General features: G+C 71.5%; 16 protein-coding genes. 13 read left to right on the top strand and 3 right to left on the bottom strand.

What is annotated here, in order from left to right; all coding sequences use genetic code 11:
* Positions 1–13 precede the first annotated feature (13 nt).
* The 9 genes from LXT12_RS05300 to LXT12_RS05260 all read left to right on the top strand — a co-directional run bounded on the left by LXT12_RS05300 (position 14) and on the right by LXT12_RS05260 (position 9,045).
* On the top strand, positions 14–382 hold the full coding sequence (locus LXT12_RS05300) for an arsenate reductase (protein ID WP_233390175.1): 369 nt from the start codon (positions 14–16) through the stop codon (positions 380–382).
* A 189-nt stretch (positions 383–571) separates the two neighbouring features.
* On the top strand, positions 572–1,720 hold the full coding sequence (locus LXT12_RS05295; protein WP_233390801.1) for an ammonium transporter: 1,149 nt from the start codon (positions 572–574) through the stop codon (positions 1,718–1,720).
* Between the two features lie 9 nt (positions 1,721–1,729).
* Positions 1,730–2,434, top strand: coding sequence for a riboflavin synthase subunit alpha (locus LXT12_RS05290; protein ID WP_233390172.1), 705 nt, complete (start codon positions 1,730–1,732; stop codon positions 2,432–2,434).
* Positions 2,435–2,456: 22 nt separating this feature from the next.
* The gene (locus LXT12_RS05285; RefSeq protein WP_233390170.1) at positions 2,457–3,428 is read left to right on the top strand and encodes a magnesium and cobalt transport protein CorA; all 972 of its coding nucleotides are present in this window, start codon (positions 2,457–2,459) and stop codon (positions 3,426–3,428) included.
* An 86-nt stretch (positions 3,429–3,514) separates the two neighbouring features.
* Positions 3,515–4,090, top strand: a complete 576-nt coding sequence (locus tag LXT12_RS05280; RefSeq protein ID WP_233390168.1) for a hypothetical protein — start codon at positions 3,515–3,517, stop codon at positions 4,088–4,090.
* Between the two features lie 353 nt (positions 4,091–4,443).
* Complete coding sequence (locus tag LXT12_RS05275) at positions 4,444–6,279, top strand: thiamine pyrophosphate-binding protein (protein WP_233390166.1); 1,836 nt, start codon at positions 4,444–4,446, stop codon at positions 6,277–6,279.
* Complete coding sequence (locus tag LXT12_RS05270) at positions 6,276–7,079, top strand: citrate synthase family protein (protein ID WP_233390164.1); 804 nt, start codon at positions 6,276–6,278, stop codon at positions 7,077–7,079. Before LXT12_RS05275 ends, LXT12_RS05270 begins: the two co-directional genes overlap by 4 nt.
* Positions 7,076–7,891: a citrate/2-methylcitrate synthase gene (locus tag LXT12_RS05265; protein WP_233390162.1), complete on the top strand. Its 816-nt coding sequence runs from the start codon at positions 7,076–7,078 to the stop codon at positions 7,889–7,891. The genes LXT12_RS05270 and LXT12_RS05265 overlap by 4 nt, the downstream gene beginning before the upstream one ends.
* A gap of 2 nt (positions 7,892–7,893) precedes the next feature.
* Positions 7,894–9,045: a cytochrome P450 gene (locus LXT12_RS05260; RefSeq protein ID WP_233390160.1), complete on the top strand. Its 1,152-nt coding sequence runs from the start codon at positions 7,894–7,896 to the stop codon at positions 9,043–9,045.
* Here LXT12_RS05260 and LXT12_RS05255 read toward each other — a convergent pair.
* Entirely contained in the window at positions 9,013–11,124 is a 2,112-nt protein-coding gene (locus tag LXT12_RS05255) for a TonB-dependent receptor plug domain-containing protein (protein ID WP_233390158.1), read from the bottom strand. The two genes, LXT12_RS05260 and LXT12_RS05255, sit on opposite strands and share 33 nt — an antisense overlap.
* 259 nt (positions 11,125–11,383) lie before the next feature.
* Between LXT12_RS05255 and LXT12_RS05250 the strand changes: the two genes are divergently transcribed.
* The 4 genes from LXT12_RS05250 (at position 11,384) to LXT12_RS05235 (ending at position 14,787) form a co-directional block, all read left to right on the top strand.
* The gene (locus LXT12_RS05250; protein WP_233390155.1) at positions 11,384–12,292 is read left to right on the top strand and encodes an ABC transporter substrate binding protein; all 909 of its coding nucleotides are present in this window, start codon (positions 11,384–11,386) and stop codon (positions 12,290–12,292) included.
* Positions 12,293–12,301: 9 nt separating this feature from the next.
* Positions 12,302–13,969, top strand: coding sequence for an ATP-binding protein (locus LXT12_RS05245; RefSeq protein ID WP_233390154.1), 1,668 nt, complete (start codon positions 12,302–12,304; stop codon positions 13,967–13,969).
* A 122-nt stretch (positions 13,970–14,091) separates the two neighbouring features.
* Positions 14,092–14,349 carry a hypothetical protein gene (locus LXT12_RS05240; protein ID WP_233390151.1) on the top strand — a complete coding sequence of 86 codons (258 nt, stop codon included), beginning with the start codon at positions 14,092–14,094 and terminating at the stop codon, positions 14,347–14,349.
* A 78-nt stretch (positions 14,350–14,427) separates the two neighbouring features.
* The gene (locus LXT12_RS05235) at positions 14,428–14,787 is read left to right on the top strand and encodes a hypothetical protein (protein WP_233390149.1); all 360 of its coding nucleotides are present in this window, start codon (positions 14,428–14,430) and stop codon (positions 14,785–14,787) included.
* Here the strand turns inward: LXT12_RS05235 and LXT12_RS05230 are convergent.
* Together LXT12_RS05230 and LXT12_RS05225 are read right to left on the bottom strand one after the other, a co-directional pair.
* Positions 14,741–15,874: an acyltransferase family protein gene (locus LXT12_RS05230; protein WP_233390147.1), complete on the bottom strand. Its 1,134-nt coding sequence runs from the start codon at positions 15,872–15,874 to the stop codon at positions 14,741–14,743. The two genes, LXT12_RS05235 and LXT12_RS05230, sit on opposite strands and share 47 nt — an antisense overlap.
* Positions 15,875–15,952: 78 nt before the next feature.
* Positions 15,953–16,459, bottom strand: coding sequence for a M35 family metalloendopeptidase (locus LXT12_RS05225; RefSeq protein WP_233390145.1), 507 nt, complete (start codon positions 16,457–16,459; stop codon positions 15,953–15,955).
* Positions 16,460–16,475: the final 16 nt, after the last annotated feature.

Genomic DNA, 16,475 nt, shown 5'->3' with positions numbered 1-16,475 from the left:
ACGGTGGCGGCCCATGATCACCGTCTACGGCATTCCCAACTGCGACACCGTCAAGCGCGCCCGCGCCTGGCTGGCCGAGTGCGGCCTCGACGCGGCCTTCCACGACTTCAAGAAGCAGGGCGTGCCGGCCGAATGGCTGCCGGCCTGGCTCCAGGCCTTCGGCCGCGACCGGCTGGTCAACCGGGCCGGCAACACCTGGCGCAAGCTGGACGACGCGGCCAAGGCCGCCATCGTCGACGACGGCGGCGCCATCGCCCTGATGATGAGGGAGCCCAGCGTCATCAAGCGCCCGGTCGTGCACTGGCCCGACGGCCGATGGACGCTCGGATTCAGTGCGGACGAGTTCGAGAAGAGTGCATTGACCGCACCAAAAAAGAGCTGAACGCCGCATCCTGGTGCTGACCAGGCCGGCGCGAGCGCCTTGAAACCGGGCATCGAACTTGCAATTTCGGTGCGGGCTGGTTCGGCTTGGTGCATGTCGCCCAAGTCTGGGAGCCGGCGGCCGGAGACAGCGTTGGAGTCATCGATCAAACAAGGCGCGGACGCGCTTTTCATCCTCCTGGGCGCCATCATGGTGCTCGCCATGCATGCGGGCTTCGCCTTCCTTGAGCTGGGCACCGTGCGCAAGAAGAACCAGGTCAATGCGCTGGTGAAGATCCTGGTGGATTTCGCCGTCTCGACCCTGGCCTATTTCCTCGTCGGCTACCTCATCGCCTACGGCACCCACTTCTTCACCGGCGCCGAGACGCTGGCCCAGAAGAACGGCTATGAGCTCGTCAAGTTCTTCTTCCTGCTGACCTTCGCGGCGGCCATCCCGGCCATCGTCTCGGGTGGCATCGCCGAGCGGGCGCGCTTCGGCCCGCAGCTGGCGGCCACCTCGGTCATCGTCGGCTTCGTCTATCCCTTCTTCGAGGGCATCGCCTGGAACCAGGCCTTCGGGATGCAGGCCTGGCTGAAGGCGGCCACGGGCGCCGAGTTCCACGATTTCGCCGGCAGCGTCGTCGTCCATGCGGTGGGCGGCTGGATCGGGCTGGCCGCCGTGCTGCTGCTGGGCCCGCGCATGAACCGCTACCGCAAGGACGGCGCCATGAGCGCCCATCCGCCGTCGAGCATCCCCTTCCTGGCCCTGGGCGCCTGGGTGCTGACGGTGGGCTGGTTCGGCTTCAACGTGATGAGCGCGCAGACGCTGGACAAGATGTCGGGCCTGGTCGCGGTCAATTCGCTGATGGCCATGGTGGGCGGCACGCTGGTGGCCGTGCTGCTGGGCCGCAACGACCCGGGCTTCGCCTACAACGGGCCGCTGGCCGGCCTGGTGGCCGTCTGCGCGGGTTCTGACGTCATGCATCCGTTGGGCGCCCTGGTCACCGGCGGCGTGGCCGGCTGGCTCTTCGTGCAGTTCTTCACCCTCACGCAGAACCGCTGGAAGATCGACGACGTGCTGGGCGTGTGGCCCCTGCACGGCCTGTGCGGCGCCTGGGGCGGCATCGCCTGCGGCATCTTCGGCCAGAAGGCCCTGGGCGGCATCGGCGGCGTGAGCCTGGGCGCGCAGTTCGCCGGCACGCTGGGCGGCGTGGCCTGGGCCCTGGCCGGGGGCTTCGCGGTCTACGGCGCCATCAAGGCCGTCGTCGGCCTCAGGCTCGACGCCGAGCAGGAGTTCGAGGGCGCGGACCTGTCCATCCACAAGATCGGCGCGACGCCCGACCGGGAGGTCAGCTGGTAAGCTGGCCCGATGTTCACCGGTATTGTCCAGGGCGTTGCCCGCGTCGAATCCATCGAGGCCCGCGAGGGCCTGCACACCCTGCACCTGAAGCTCCCCGAGGGCTTCGACCAGGACCTCGCCATCGGCGCCAGCGTCTCCTGCGACGGCGTCTGCCTCACCGTCACCGAGCGCCCGGCGCCCGGCACGGCCAGCTTCGACGTGATGGCCCAGACGCTCAGGCTCACGACGCTGGGCGGCCTGTCGGTCGGCTCGGGCCTGAACGTCGAGCGTGCGGCCAAGGAGGGCGTCGAGATCGGCGGCCACCCGCTGTCGGGCCATGTCGACGTGTCGGCCCGCATCGCCGAGGTCCGCACGCCCGACAACAACCGCGTGCTCCGCTTCGCGCTGCCCGCGCCGTGGATGCGCTATGTCTTCGCCAAGGGCTACATCGGCGTCAACGGCTGCAGCCTGACCGTGGCCGAGGCCCAGCGCGAGCGCGACGGCTCGGGCTGGTTCGAGGTCTGGCTCATCCCCGAGACCCTGCGCATGACGACCTTCGGCGACAAGGCCGTGGGCGACGCCGTGCACATCGAGATCGAGCGCAGCACCCAGGTCGTGGTCGACACCGTGCGCGATGCCCTCGACGAAAAGCTCGGCGCCCTGCTGCCGGTGCTTGAAGCGATCGCGCGCGACCGCGGCATCGACGTCACCCAGCTCGTGCTGCCCAAGGCTTGACGACCGGCGCGGGCCGCCTGCCATGCTGATCAACAGCGCCGTTTACGACGATGGCCGCATCGTGGCCGAACCGGGCCTGGACGGCGTTTCCGAGGCCCTGGCGCGGCAGTCGGGCTTCGTCTGGATCGCCCTGCGCGACCCGACCGACGACGAACTCGGCCGCCTGCAGCACGAGCTGGACCTGCCGCCGCTGGCCGTCGAGGACGCCCGCAAGGGCCACCAGCGGCCCAAGGTCGAGGAGTACGGCGACATGCTGTTCGCCGCCATGCACCTGCTCGACGCCGGCCCCGATGGCGAACTGCAGGTCGGCGAGGTGCACGTCTTCGTCGGCGCGCGCTTCGTCGTGTCGGTGCGCCATCGCAGCGACCGCGGCTTCCTGGGCGTGCGTGACCGCTCCGAGCGCGAGCCCCACCTGCTGCGCCTCGGGCCGGGCTTCGTGTTCTATGCCTTGATGGACGCGGTGGTGGACCGCTACTTCCCCCTCATCGATGCCGTCGAGGCCGAGCTGGAGCACCTCGAGGCGACCATGTTCCAGGCCGGGCAGGACCGCCAGGCCGTCGTGCAGCGCCTGTTCGCCCTGAAGCAGCGCCTGGCCACGCTGCGCCACGCGGTCACGCCGCTGCTGGAGGTGACGGCCAAGCTGCACGGTGGCCGCGTGCCGGCGGTGTGCAAGGCCATGCAGGACTATTTCCGCGACGTCTACGACCACCTGGTGCGCATCCAGGCCAGCATCGACGCGGCCCGTGAAACCATCATCGCGGCGACCCAGGTCAACCTCACCCTCGTCACCATCGACGAATCGCTGGTGACCAAGCGCCTGGCCGCCTGGGCCGCCATCTTCGCGGCCTCCACGGCGCTGGCCGGCATCTGGGGCATGAACTTCGAGAAGATGCCCGAGCTGAAATGGGCCTTCGGCTACCCCATGGCCCTGGGTGCCATCGGCCTCGTCAGCGGAGCGCTGTACTGGCGCTTCAAGCGCCTGGGCTGGCTGTGACGCGGCCGTCCGGAGCCGTCGGACGCCCGGCCCAGGTGGCGGCCTACATCCGCGCCTGACGAGGCGGGCGCAAGATGGCGCCCGTCATGAGCACCGGCCGCCTGCCTCGCCAGCCGTCCCCGCACCGGGGGCGCTGGCTGCTCGCACTGCCGGGCTGCGCGCTGGCGATGCCCTCGGCCCGGGCCGAGGACCTGCCCGGCACGCGCGCCTGCCGCGAGGCTTTGCGCCAGCTCGACCAGGCCGAGGAGGCCCTGATGTCCGCCCCCGCCACGGCGGCGTCCGCGGCCTCGGCCTCGGCCGGCGCCGACCGGCAGCGGATCGCCGCCGCCCGGCTGCAGCCGCTGCGCCAGCGTGTGGCGGACGTCTGCCTGGGCGGGCAGGTCACCTCCCCGCCGCCGTCGCAGCACGGCTGGGTGCCGCTGGCGCCCGCCGCGCCGGGCCGGCTGCCGTCGGCCCCGCCTCGGCCGCCCCAGGTCGCCATGCCGCCGCTGCCGCCGGTCAACGTGCCTGCGCCCCGCGTCGAGCCGCCGGTGACCGTGAGCCACTGCAATGCGGCCACCTGCCTCACCAGCGACGGCTCGACCCTGGTGCGCGTCGGCCCGACGCTGCTGGGCCCGCGGGGCGCCTGCACCGTGCAGGGCGTCTTCGTCCACTGCCCCTGACGCCGAACTGACAACGCTCATAACGCTGTCACGACGCTGACAGCGACGGCGTCGCACCCCTGTCCGCCTGCCCCCGTTCGAGGGGATGCGCGGATGTTTCAAATGGATACAGTTCCGTCCATCGCGCAGTTGCAAACGCATTCATGCGCGGACGAGATGTGGCGGGGCGCTGACGTGCCCCAGCGCACGCCAAAGGGGGGAACGAGGCCAATGCGGACCAGCGTCCGCGGCCCATAGGGAGCCATGAATGTGGCTCGATCCAGATCCCGATGCCGTGCGGACCAGCAGGTGCGAGGCGCTCCGAGAGCGCCTTGCCGCCGCTCCACGCGCGGCATCCCATCGCCTGCCGAAACGTGGAATCCAATACTGCCTTTGCCCCGTTCCCTGCCGGGGCGTTCGAGTCGTCCCGCAACGTCGCCGCCCGCGACGCCGCCGACCTCATCGTCGATGCCCTGGCCGCCCTCGGCGTCGAATATGTCTTCGGCGTGCCCGGTGGTGCCATCGAGCCGCTGTACAACGCCCTGGCCCGCAGCGGCCGGCGCGGAGGCCCCCAGGCGATCGTCGCCCGCAACGAGCAGGGCGCCGCCTACATGGCCGACGGCTATGCCCGCGAGACGGGCCGCCTGGGCGTGTGCATCGCCACCTCGGGGCCGGGCGCCACCAACCTCATCACCGGGGTGGCCTGCGCCTACGACAACAACGTGCCTTTGCTGGTGCTGACCGGCCAGCCGCCGATCAAGAACTTCGGCAAGGGGGCGCTGCAGGAGTCGAGCTGCACGGGCATCAACACCATGGCGATGTTCCGCCCCTGCACCCGCTACAACTCGCTGGTCTCGCATGCCGAGCAGTTGCCGGTGAAGCTCTTCAATGCGCTGATGCAGGCCCAGCGCTCGCCCAGCGGCCCGAGCCACCTGTCCATCCCCGTGGACATCCTGCGTGCCCCACTTTCAAGCGACGTGGAAACCCCCGACTTCGCCGGCCTGCTGCGCCGCGCGCCGGCCCTGGTCGACCTGCCTGCCGTGCGCCAGCTCGCGCGGCTGCTGTTCTCCGCCCGCCAGCCGGTCTGGCTGATCGGCGACGGCTGCGGCGAGGCGGCCAATGACCTGATGCAACTGGTGCAGCGAACCGACGGCAGCTTCATCACGACGCCCGACGGCAAGGGCTTCGTCAATCCGCGGCATCCGCGCTTTCGCGGCGTCTTCGGCTTCGGCGGCCATGCCAGCGCGGCCGAACTGCTGTCGGGCGAGCCCGACCTCGTCATCGCCCTGGGCACCGGCTTCGGGGAGTTCAACAGCGGCGGCTGGTCGACGGCCCTGTTGAACAGCCGCCTCGTCCACGTCGACGACAGCGACGAGAACCTGATGCGCTCCCCGATGGCGCGGCTGCATGTGCGCGGCCACATCAAGTCGGTGTGCGAGCAGTTGACCGCGCTGCTGGCGTCGCCGCAGGAGGCGGCCCTGCTGCCTTTCCTGCACCCGCAGGTCGGCCGCCAGGCCTACGAGGCCATGGTGGACCGGCCCGAGGCCCTTCACGGCGATTCGGCACCGGTCAAGCCGCAGCGCCTGCTGGCCGCGCTGGGCGAGCGCTGCCCGCCGCAGACGCGCTTCGTCGCCGACGCCGGCAATAGCGCGGCCTGGGCCGTGCACTACCTCGCGCCGCATGACCAGCGCAGCGGGCGCATGCCGGGCAACGCCTATCTGCCGGCGGGCCAGGAGCGCCGGGTGCGCCACTCCAGCTGGCTGCGCGTGACCATGGACTTCGCGCCCATGGGCTGGGCCATCGGCTCGGCGGTCGGCATCGCCATGGCCAACCGCCGCTGCCCCGTCGTCTGCCTCACCGGCGATGGCAGCTACCTGATGAACGGCCAGGAGATCACCGTGGCCGCCGAACTGGGCCTGCCGGTGCTCTACGTGGTGCTCAACGACGGCGCGCTGGGCATGGTCAAGCACGGCCAGCGCCTGGCGGGCGCCGAGCCCATCGGCTTCCAGCTGCCCAAGGTCGATTTCGCCGCCATGGCCGAGGCCATGGGCATCCCGGGCGTGGTCGTGCGCTCGACGCAGGACCTCGACGCCCTGGACTTCACGGCCCTGCTGTCGCGCCGCGGGCCGACGCTGCTGGACGTGCGCATCGACGGCGAAGAGGTGCCGCCGATGAACCTGCGCATGAAGACGCTGGGAACGGCGCGATGACGGCGGCAGCCCCCCGTGGGCAGGTCCGCACGCGCATCTGGCAGGAGGTGGCCGAGCCCGACAACGCCTTCGCCACGCAGCGCGCGCTTTGCCACGGCTATGACGTCTACGGCGACATGCTGGGCCAGGCGCGCTGGGTGGACATGCTCTACCTGCTGTTGCGCGGCGAGGCCCCGGGCGCGCCGGCGGCGCAGCTGCTGGAGGCGCTGGCCGTGGCCCTGGCCAACCCCGGGCCGCGCGATGCCGCGGTGCACGCCGCGATGTGCGCCGGCGTCGGCGGCTCGACCTCGGCCTCGGCGTTGATCGCGGCGCTGTCGGTTGGGGCCGGGCGCAGCGGCGGTGCGCGCGAGGTCTGGGCGGCGATGCAGCTCTTCCAGGCCTGCGGGCGCAGCCCGGCCGCCTGGGAGCGTGCGCTGGCCGCGCCCGCCGAGGAGCGGGCCGGCATCTGGCCGCAGGCCGAGCACCCCCCGGGCTTCGACGCCCATGCCACCGGCAGCTGCGGCATCGTGCGGCGCACGCTGGCCGTGCTGGCCTCCCTCGGCGACTGGCCCGTGCTGGCCTGGCTGCAGCACAGCCGCGAGCCGCTGGAGCAGGCGGCGGGCCGCGGCCTGTCCATGGCTGGCGTGGCCGCTGCCGCCCTCGTCGACCTGGGCTTCACGCCCGAACAGGGCGAGATGCTGCACCTGCTGCTGCGCCTGCCCGGTGCCGCCGCGCATGCGCTGGAGCAGGGCGCACTGGGGCACAAGGCCTTTCCCTTCTTCGCCCTGGACCTGCAGGACGACCCGGGAGCGCCGTCATGAAGGGACCGCAGGCATTGCTGGACAGCGTCGACCGCATGGCCACGCGCATGGGCCAGGCCTTCGTCGGCAGCCGGGCCGTGTTCCGCGGCCAGGACCTGCATGCAGAGCTGCGCCACCTGGACTGGATGGCGCTCTACGTGCTGGGCATCACCGGCCGCCATCACGGCGCGGCCCAGGTCAGGCTGCTGCACGCGCTGTGGGTCTGCACCAGCTACCCCGATGCGCGCATCTGGAACAACCGCGCCGCGGCGCTCGCCGGCTCGGCGCGCAGCACGCCGGCGCTGGGCATCGCCGCCGCGCTGGCCATGTCCGAGGCCACCATCTATGGCGGCCATCCCTACGTCAGCAGCATCGACTTCTTCATCCGCGCCCGCGCCCACGTCGATGCGGGCGGCGCGCTGGGCGATTTCATCGAGGCGGAACTCGCCCGCGGACGCATCTACGGCTATGGCCGGCCCATCGCCAGCATCGACGAGCGCCTGCCCTGGGTGCTGGGCATCGCCCGGGAGCTGCAGCTCGACGGCGGGCCGCATCTGCGCATCGCCCTCGAGGCCGAGCAGCTGCTGGTCGCGCGCAGCCCCAAGCTGCGCATGAACTACGCCGCGCTGATGTCGGCCCTGTGCGCCGACCTCGGCTTCTCGCCCGGGGAGATGCACCACTTCCAGGTGCCGGTCTTCATGGCCGGCATGTCGCCCTGCTTCATCGAGGCGGCCGAGCGGGCGCCGGGCACGGTGTTCCCGCTGTCCTGCGAGCACGTCGCCTACGAAGGGCCTGCGCCGCGCCGCTGGCCGTCCACGCCTACACAACCATGACCATGCACATCGATCCCTATCCGCACTACGCCCACATGCGCGCCACGGCGCCGGTGCACTTCAACGACACGCTCCAGGTCTGGGAGGTCTACGGCTACCACGACATCCAGACGGTGCTGGGCGACGCCAAGACCTTCTCCTCCGACCTGTCGGACGGCAAGATGATGGTCTTCATGGACCCGCCGCGGCACACCCAGTTCCGCCGGCTGGTGGCGCGGGCCTTCACGAGCAAGGTCATCGCCGACCTGGAGCCCAAGGTGCAGGCCATCACCGAGGCCCTGCTCGACCGCGTCGAGGCCGCGGGCCGCATGGACCTGGTCAAGGACCTGGCCTTCCCGCTGCCCGTCACCGTCATCGCCGAGCTGCTGGGCCTGCCGGCGGCCGACCACGACAAGTTCAAGCAGTGGTCCATCCCGGCCATCCGCGCGGCCGAGATGGAGCTCATGGGTCAGGTGCCCGCGCCCGAGTTCGTCGCGGCCGTCGACGAGCTCGACGCCTACCTGGCCCGGCTGATCGCCTCGCGGCGCGACCACCCCACGGGCGACCTCGTCAGCGGCCTGCTGGCCGCCGAGGTCGACGGCGAGCGGCTGACGCTGCCGGAAGTGGCCAGCACCTGCCGCCTGCTGCTGATTGCCGGCTTCGAGACCACCACCAACCTCATCGGCAACACCCTGCAGCTGCTGCTGGCCCATCCCAAGGCCTTGCGCCAGCTCGAGGCCGACCCGGAACTGCTGCCCTCGGCCATCGAGGAGGCGCTGCGCTTCAACACGCCCTTCCAGTTCTTCGCCCGCCGCGCGACGCGCGACGTGGAGCTGGGCGGCCAGCTCATCCGGGCCGGCCAGCAGGTCATGACCTTCAACGCCTCGGGCAACCGCGACGAGTCGGCCTTCCCGCATGCCGACCGCTTCGACATCACCCGCACGGCCAACCGCCACCTGAGCTTCGGCCACGGTATCCACTACTGCCTCGGCGCGGGCCTGGGCCGGCTGGAGGCGCGGGTGGCGCTGTCGACGCTGCTGCGCCGCTTCGGCCAGCTGCGCCTGGACGAGGGCAGGGCGGCCGAGCCGCTGCAGTCGGTCGTGCTCTTCGGCTTCAGCAGCCTGCCGGTGGTGTTCGAGACGTCAGAGGCGGTAAGCGAGCTGAACGTAGAGTGAGCGCCGCGCCAGCGGGATGTCGTTGGGCAGGGCCAGGCCCGGCGCCATGCTGGGCTCGCGGGCATCGGCGTTGAAGAGGTTGCGCACCGAGGCGGCGAAGGACCAGCCGTCCTTGCCGGCCGCCGTGCGCAGCGTCAGGTCGGCCGTCGTGTAGTCAGGGATGGGCGCGCGCGCATCGCCGGCCGAGCGCTTGCGCTCGGCAACGTGGTTGACCTGGCCGCTGAGCCGCCAGCCGGTCGTCAGGCTCCAGTCGGCCCGCAGGTTGAAGTGCAGGCGCGGCGCGTAGCCGGCGTCCGTGCCCGTCATGTCCTCGATGGAGTGCTGCAGCGCCAGGTTGCCGCTCAGGCGCAGCTTGCGTGTCGCGTCCCACAGGCCCTCCAGCTCAACGCCATTGCCATGCTGGGCGCCGATGTTGTTGAACTGGGCGGTGCCGCCGCCGGCGTCGGTGGTGCGGATGATGTTCTTCATGTCGTAGCGGAACAGGCTCAGGTTGAGCTGGGCGTCCGCCTGCACCTGCCAGGAGAACGCCGCCTCCCAGGTGCTGATGGTCTCGGGCCGGAGGGCGGCATTGCCGCGGATGACGGGGTTGTTGATGCTGTACTGCTCGGTGAAGGCCGGCGCACGGAAGGCGCGCCCGTAGAGCAGCTTCACCGTGAGGTCGAGGTTGGCATCCCACACCAGGGCGGCGCGCGGGTTGGTGGTGCTGCCGAAATCGGAGTAGCGGTCATGCCGCAGGCCGGCCGTCAGCGTCCAGTCCTTGGCCACGCCCCATTCGTCCTGCACGTAGACATAGCTGACCTGGCGGCGGTGGGGCTCGGCGAAGGAGGCCGCGGCGGGGAACTCCTGGAGCTGGCCGTCGGCCGTGGGCACGGGCAGGCCGACGGCCGGGCCGCTGGCGATGATGGTGAAGTTCTTCAGCTCCCGCGTGCGGTACATGTCGAGGTCGTCATGCCCGGCGCCCAGGCGCAGGCTGTGGCCCTTGAAGCCGCCGTAGGAGGCCACGGCCGCCAGCCGCAGCTGGCGCTCCCAGCTGCTCGGCGCGCCCAGCATGCCGTTCGGAAAGCTGCCGCCGAAAGCCCCCGGCGGGAAGAGCTGCAGCGGCACGTTGAAGGTCTGCGCATAGCTCAGATAGCTGGCGGTCAGCGTGCCGCGCCAGTCGGGGCCGAGGTCGATGTCCGACCAGGACAGGTCCGAAGTGACGCGCTCGATGCGGTAGCGGCCGACGGGGTCCAGCGCGGCGGCCACGCCGGCACCCGTCTGCAGGTCGTCGCGCAGCTTGTAGCTGGCGCGCAGGCGGAACTTGTCGCGGGCGACCTCGGCATTGGCGTCCACGGCCTTGAAGCCCGTGTTCATGTGCCCGGGCGCGAGGCTGGCGTGGGTGCCGAACACGGTGTCGAGCAGGGTCTGCTGATCGGCCGTGACGGTCTCTCGCTGGCCGTCGGTGTCGCCCAGGCGGAGGTAGGCGGCGACGTCGTAGCTGCCCAGCCTGCCGCCGTACTGCCACCAGCCGTCGCGGCTCTTGAACGAGCCCACGCGGGCGCCGAACTCCGTGCCGCCGACGTCGGCGGCCGTCTTGGTGATGACGTTGATGACGCCGGAGAAGGCGTCGGCGCCGTACAGGGCCGAGCCCGGGCCTCGGATGATCTCGATGCGCGCGATGTTCTCGACCGGCATGTCGCCCCAGCCCAGGCCGCGGTTGCCGACGAACAAGGTGGTCAGCGGCACGCCGTTGAGCAGCATCAAGGTCTGCGCATTGAATTCGCTGTGGATGCCGCGGATGAGGTAGAGCGGGGCGTAGGTGTTGTTGCTGCGGCTGACGTGGATGCCGGGCACGCTCTCCAGCACCTCGTCGATCCCGGTGGCGCCCATGGCCGCGATGTCCTGGGCCGTGATGACCGTGGCGACGGCCGGGGCGCGGCGCAGGGCCTGGGGCGCGCCGGTGGCGATGGAGACGACGCTCTTGTCGCCATAGACCTGGGCCAGGTCCTCCTCGTCGCCGGGCACCTGGGCCGAGGCGGCGGGCGGCATCGCCAGGCCGCAGGCGCCGGCCAAGATCGCCAAGCCAACGATAGGTCTCATGAGCCAGCTTCTCCCGCGACGGTGATGTCCACCTATTGTGCGGTTGGGCGGCGGGGTCAAGCCCCTTCGAGGGGGTGGAGTGTGGCGTGTTCGTGAACTACGCCCGGACCCCCGGTTCAGGCGACGGGCGGTCTGCCCAGCGTCTGCATAATGCGCCACCCTTTGTCCAGCGTCGCATCGCTACGAACCCAAGTTGAAGGTCCCCGGCTGCTCCTCGGACGCCACTCGCCGCGCTCTGCTGCGAAGGGCTTTCGGTGGCATGGCCGTGCTGGCCGCGGCGCGGGCCGGCGCGGCCGAAGGAGGGCGCCCGGTGACCGTCGTCTACCCCGAGTTGGGCGAGCCCTTCAGGCAGGTCTTCGCCGCCATCGTCGAGGGCATCGAGGAGCGGCTGCATGGCTCGGTGACCAGCCTGGCGATGAGTGCCGCCGCCGCGCCCGCGGACGTGGCCGAGGGCCTGCGCAAGCGTGATGCCAAGGTCGTCATCGGGCTGGGGCGCGGCGGCATGCGCGTCGCCGCCTCGCTGGCCGGCGAACTGCCGGTGCTCGTGGGCTGCGTGGTGTCGGTGCAGGAGGCCGAGGCGCGGGCTTTTCCGGTGTACACGCTGGCGCCCGACCCGGCCCAGCTGCTGGCGCGGCTGCGGCGCCTGGTGCCTGGCGCGCGCCGCGTGCACCTCGTCTTCGATCCCCGGCTCAACGGCTGGCTCGCGCGGCTGGCGCGCGAGGCGGCGCGGGCCGAGGGCCTGGAGCTGCTGGCCCAGGAGGCCATGGACCCTGCCGAAGCCTTGCGCGCCTACTCGCAGCTGCTGGCGGCGGCCGACCCGGCGCGCGACGCCGTGTGGCTGCCGCAGGACCCGACCACCGTCGACGACAACGCCGTGCTGCCCCTGGTGCTGAAGGAAGGCTGGAACCGCAACATGGCGGTGTTCTCCAGCCACGTGGCCCACGTCAAGCGCGGCGCCCTGTTCTCGCTCTATCCCGACAACGTCGAGCTCGGCCGCACGCTGGCCGCATCGGCCCAGCGGCTGTTGACCGCCCCGCGGGGCAGCTCGGCCGGCGTCCTGCCGTTGCGCCAGACCCGCGCTGCCCTCAACATCCGCACCGCTGCCCACCTGGGGCTGGAGGTGGGTGCCGTGCAGTCCGGGTTCGACCTGGTCTATCCCTCCAACTGAGGTCACCGCTTGTCGCCCACCCAACCACTCGACAGCCAGCCGCCTGCCCTGCTGCGCGAGGGCGCTGCGGGCCCGGCGCCGGATGCCGTGCAGCGGCCCTGGCCGCTCAACGTCTACGCGCGCTGGCTGCGCGAGACCTCCTTCCGCCGCCACCTCAACGTGGCCGTCACGCTCGCGGCCTTCTGCCTGGCCCTGGTGGTGGCTGCCGTCAATGCCTGGCAGGGCGGGCGCCAGGTGCGGGCCATGCTGATGGAGCAGGGCGGCCGGATCGCCGCCAACCTCGCCTCCAACAGTTCGCTGGCCCTGCTCTACGCCTCGGCCGACAACGCCGACGAGGCGGTGCGGGCGTCGCTGGCCTTTCCGGACGTGATGGCCATCGAGATCCGCGACACCCACGGCCGGCTGCTGGCGGCGCTGGGCCCGGGCCGCAACGTCCTGGCAGAGGCCGCCCCGCCGGCACGCGCGGCCAGCGAACCCTGGCTGGACCAGGAAACCGAGGACAGCTGGGCCTTCGCCGCGCCGGTGTGGACGCGGCCCGAGGCCTCGCCCTTCGACGTCACCCTCAAGCCGGCCCAGTTGCTGGGCCATGTGCGGGTCATCCTCAGCAAGTCCACGTTGCGCCGCACCCAGGCCTCCCTCTTCGTCGCCAACTTCGGCGTGGCGCTGGTGTCGGCGCTGCTCTTCCTCTTCGCGGTGCGCTTCCTGGCGCTGCGCCTGACGCGTCCGTTGGCGGCCCTGTCCAAGGCGATGGAGCGCGTCGAGCGTGGCGACAGCGACGCCCGCGCGCCCGCCGGCGGTCCGCGTGACATCGCTGCCATGGCCGACACCTTCAACCGGATGATCGCCTCGCTGCAGGAACGCGAGACCGAGCTGGCCGCCCATCGCGACCACCTCGAGGAACTGGTGCGCGAGCGCACGCTGGAGCTGGTCGCGGCCAAGGAGCGCGCCGAGGTGGCCAGCCGCGCCAAGAGCCAGTTCCTCGCCCGCATGAGCCATGAGCTGCGCACGCCGCTGAATGCCGTCATGGGCTATGCGCAGATCCTCAAGATGGACACCAACCTGACCGCCAAGCAGCGCAGCGGGCTGGACATCATCCACGGCAGCGGCCAGCACCTGTTGACGCTGATCGTCGACATCCTCGACCTGTCGCGCATCGAGGCCGGCAAGGCCGAGCTGCGCCTCGCGCCGGTGGAGCTTGCCGCACGGCTGCAGGCCGTCGTCGACATCGTCAAGGTCATGGCGGTAGGCAAGCAGATCACGCTGGAGCTCGAACTCGACCCGGCCTTGCCCGCCCTGGTGCTGGCCGACGAGAAGCGCCTCAGCCAGATCCTGCTCAACCTGCTCGGCAACGCGGTGAAGTTCACCCACGCCGGCGGCGTGACGCTGCGCGCGCTGGCGCTGGCCCCGGCCGGCGACGGCCAGGCGCTGATCCGCTTCGAGGTGGAGGACACCGGCGTGGGTATCGCCGAGGACCAGGTGGAGCGCCTCTTCGAGCCCTTCGAGCAGGCGGGCAACGCCGAGCAGCGCGTGGCCGGCACCGGCCTGGGCCTGGCCATCAGCCGCCAGCTGGTGCGCATGATGGGCGGCGAGATCCGGCTGCAGAGCCGCCTGGGCGAGGGCAGCCGCTTCTGGTTCGAACTCAGCGTCGCCGTGCTGGCCACGCCGCCGCGGCCCTAGGCCCCTTCCTACACGCACAAGCGCCGGGCATCACCCGGGCCGCACCCGGCTGCCTACAAGCTGACCCGCGCGGCCGGGGCAGAGTGGCTTCCATGCACTCGTCACGCTCCAAGGAGGTCACGATGTCCCGGTTGTCCCCTTCCAGTCCTGCCGCCTCAACCCCTCGCAAGGCCGAGCAGGCGACCCATCTGCTTCACTTCGAACCGCTCACCGCCGGCGACGCCGGGCTTGACATCCCCTGCGATCCGAGTGGCCGCGTCGGCCTGGACGCCCTCGGCGAGAAGCTGCGCAACGACTACTTTTTCGCCCGCACCCTGATCGGCCGCCTCTTCGCCGCGCCGACGGTGCGCCACGCCCGGGCGATGACGGTGCGCAGCTGAGCGAATCGGCCTCGTCCTACAGCTTCGTTGCCATGCGCCCGACGGAAGTGTCATGAGCGCCTGGCAGGATGGCGCCCCATGTCCAAGAATCCCGCGTCTTTCATGCTTCCGCTGCAGACTTTGCCGGTGGCGCCCGACGATGACGTCGTGGACGCCGACCTCGACGTCGCCCTGAGCACGCCGATGACCCTCGTGGTGAATGCCCGCCTCGAAGTCGCCGCGCCCGACGCGAGCGGCCCCGGCAGCCTCGACCTGGCTCTCGTGATCCCGCGCTCCAAGTGCCGGGGTGAGCGACCGCGCCTGTCGGCGCTGCTGGACGCCGCACGCGCCGCCGTGGCCCGCGTCACGCGCGCCGGCACCCAGCCGCTGGGCTGGCTGCCGCGGCGCGTCGTCACGCTGGTCGCCGGGCGTCCCTATCTGATCCCGGTGTTCGACTGACCGCAGCGTTGCGGTCGAGGCGGTCCCGCAGCCGCAGGCCGGGCCGCTCGATGCCGTAGTGCAGGGACGCGCCCAGCACCAGGATGGCGACCGCATAGACCGGGAACAGGGCGATGCCCTGCAGCGGCAGCAGCGGGGCCAGCCATTCGTGGACCGCGTGCATCGCCAGCTTGTGGCTGAGGTAGAGGCTGTAGGAGACGCCGGCGAGCCAGGCCGCGCCCGGCACGGCCCGGCCGCCCAGCCAGCCGTCTGCGGCCGTGGCCGAGAGCACCAGCAAGCCGAAGCCCCAGGACAGCAGCGGCCAGCCCAGCGCGTTGGCGACGAGGCCCGTGCGGTCGCGGAACAGCCAGAAGGCCAGGGCGGCCAGGGCGAGGCCGGCGAAGAGCAGCCAGGTCGAGCGGGCCTGCAGCCGCGCCCAGACGGTGGGCCGCCAGGCGCGCAGCGCCGCGAGCACCACCCCCACGAGCAGCCCGTCCAGGCGCATCCAGGTCGGGTAGTAGATGTCCTCGATGAACCAGTTGCGCTCCGGCTGCAGGGCGGCATCGTGCAGCCAGACGCCCGTGCGTAGCGCAATGCCGCCGAGCACGAGGGCGAGCGCCAGCGCCGCCACGCCGCGCGCCGTGGCGCGTCCCGCCATCGCCCCGGCCAGCAGCGGGAAGACGAGATAGAAGTGCTCCTCCACGCACAGCGACCAGGCGTGCGAGAAGGCCGGGCTGCTACCGTAGTCGATCAGCAGGTTGAGGGTGAAGCTGGTGAACTGCCACCACGGTGCCAGCCCCGGCGCCTCGCGCAGGACCGGGAAGGCGACGTAGACGGCCAGCACGACGGCGAAGGCCGGCAGGATGCGCCAGGCCCGGCGGCGGTAGAAGTCGAGCAACGACAGCGGCTCGCCGCGCTGCAGGCCACGCAGCAGCTGCGAGCCGATCAGGAAGCCGCTGAGCACGAAGAAGATGTCCACGCCGGCCCAGCCGAAGCGGGACAGCCATTCGAAGCGCGGCCCCAGGCCGTCCACCAGGAAGCTGTGGAAGAGCATCACCCAGACGATGGCGATGCTGCGCAGCAGGTCGAGGCCGGGAAGTCGGTGCATGGGCGGTGGTGGCGGTCTTGCGACAAAAGGGTCGCAGCTTAGGGCAGGGCCCTGCCGCCCAGCGCCAAGTCAGTGCGGTCAGCGTGCCAGCGTCAGCTCGCCGCAAGCCTGGTCCCGGCCCTGGTGGCGGTCCCGCGGGCGCGGCGGCGTGCCGCTGGCCATCACGTCGTGCCAGCGCCAGGCGGCGCGCAGCGTGACGGGGCCGGAGGCGGGCAGGGCGTAGGCGTCGGCCAGGGGCAGCTCAGCGCTCAGCGCCTGCCCGGGGGCCAGGCGCAAGTAGTCCTGGGCCGACGGGTCGCCACGCTTGCGCAGGGCACCCTGGAAGGGCAGCTCGCCCTGAGCCGTGCTGGCGCGCACGAAGGGCGCGAACCAGGCGCCCTCGAAGGGGCTGCCCCAGCGCAGCAGGTGAAGCTCGCGCGAGCCGGCGTTGCGCAGCGTGAACTTCAGCATCACTTGACCGGCCGCATCGGTCGTCGCCTCGAAGCGGCAGGCCAGTTCCGCTGGCGCAGGCATGCCGCCGCCGGCCTGGGCCAGCGGGGCCGCCATCAGCATCAGGAGCCCGGGCAGGCGGTGCAGTACCTTCATGCGGCTAGCCTAACCG

It is taken from the genome of Pelomonas caseinilytica (assembly GCF_021353235.1).
In the GTDB taxonomy this organism is placed as follows: Bacteria; Pseudomonadota; Gammaproteobacteria; order Burkholderiales; family Burkholderiaceae_C; genus Pelomonas; species Pelomonas caseinilytica.
Note: the sequence above shows the minus strand (reverse complement) of the source record. Positions and strands in the feature narration are given on the sequence as shown.

Coding starts and splice junctions, on each gene's coding strand:
- LXT12_RS05225 (WP_233390145.1), bottom strand. CDS start 16,459: ATGAAGGTACTGCACCGCCTGCCCGGGCTCCTGATGCTGATGGCGGCC.
- LXT12_RS05290 (WP_233390172.1), top strand. CDS start 1,730: ATGTTCACCGGTATTGTCCAGGGCGTTGCCCGCGTCGAATCCATCGAG.
- LXT12_RS05250 (WP_233390155.1), top strand. CDS start 11,384: ATGGCCGTGCTGGCCGCGGCGCGGGCCGGCGCGGCCGAAGGAGGGCGC.
- LXT12_RS05280 (WP_233390168.1), top strand. CDS start 3,515: ATGAGCACCGGCCGCCTGCCTCGCCAGCCGTCCCCGCACCGGGGGCGC.
- LXT12_RS05300 (WP_233390175.1), top strand. CDS start 14: ATGATCACCGTCTACGGCATTCCCAACTGCGACACCGTCAAGCGCGCC.
- LXT12_RS05235 (WP_233390149.1), top strand. CDS start 14,428: ATGTCCAAGAATCCCGCGTCTTTCATGCTTCCGCTGCAGACTTTGCCG.
- LXT12_RS05230 (WP_233390147.1), bottom strand. CDS start 15,874: ATGCACCGACTTCCCGGCCTCGACCTGCTGCGCAGCATCGCCATCGTC.
- LXT12_RS05265 (WP_233390162.1), top strand. CDS start 7,076: ATGAAGGGACCGCAGGCATTGCTGGACAGCGTCGACCGCATGGCCACG.
- LXT12_RS05260 (WP_233390160.1), top strand. CDS start 7,894: ATGCACATCGATCCCTATCCGCACTACGCCCACATGCGCGCCACGGCG.
- LXT12_RS05295 (WP_233390801.1), top strand. CDS start 572: ATGGTGCTCGCCATGCATGCGGGCTTCGCCTTCCTTGAGCTGGGCACC.
- LXT12_RS05240 (WP_233390151.1), top strand. CDS start 14,092: ATGTCCCGGTTGTCCCCTTCCAGTCCTGCCGCCTCAACCCCTCGCAAG.
- LXT12_RS05270 (WP_233390164.1), top strand. CDS start 6,276: ATGACGGCGGCAGCCCCCCGTGGGCAGGTCCGCACGCGCATCTGGCAG.
- LXT12_RS05285 (WP_233390170.1), top strand. CDS start 2,457: ATGCTGATCAACAGCGCCGTTTACGACGATGGCCGCATCGTGGCCGAA.
- LXT12_RS05255 (WP_233390158.1), bottom strand. CDS start 11,124: ATGAGACCTATCGTTGGCTTGGCGATCTTGGCCGGCGCCTGCGGCCTG.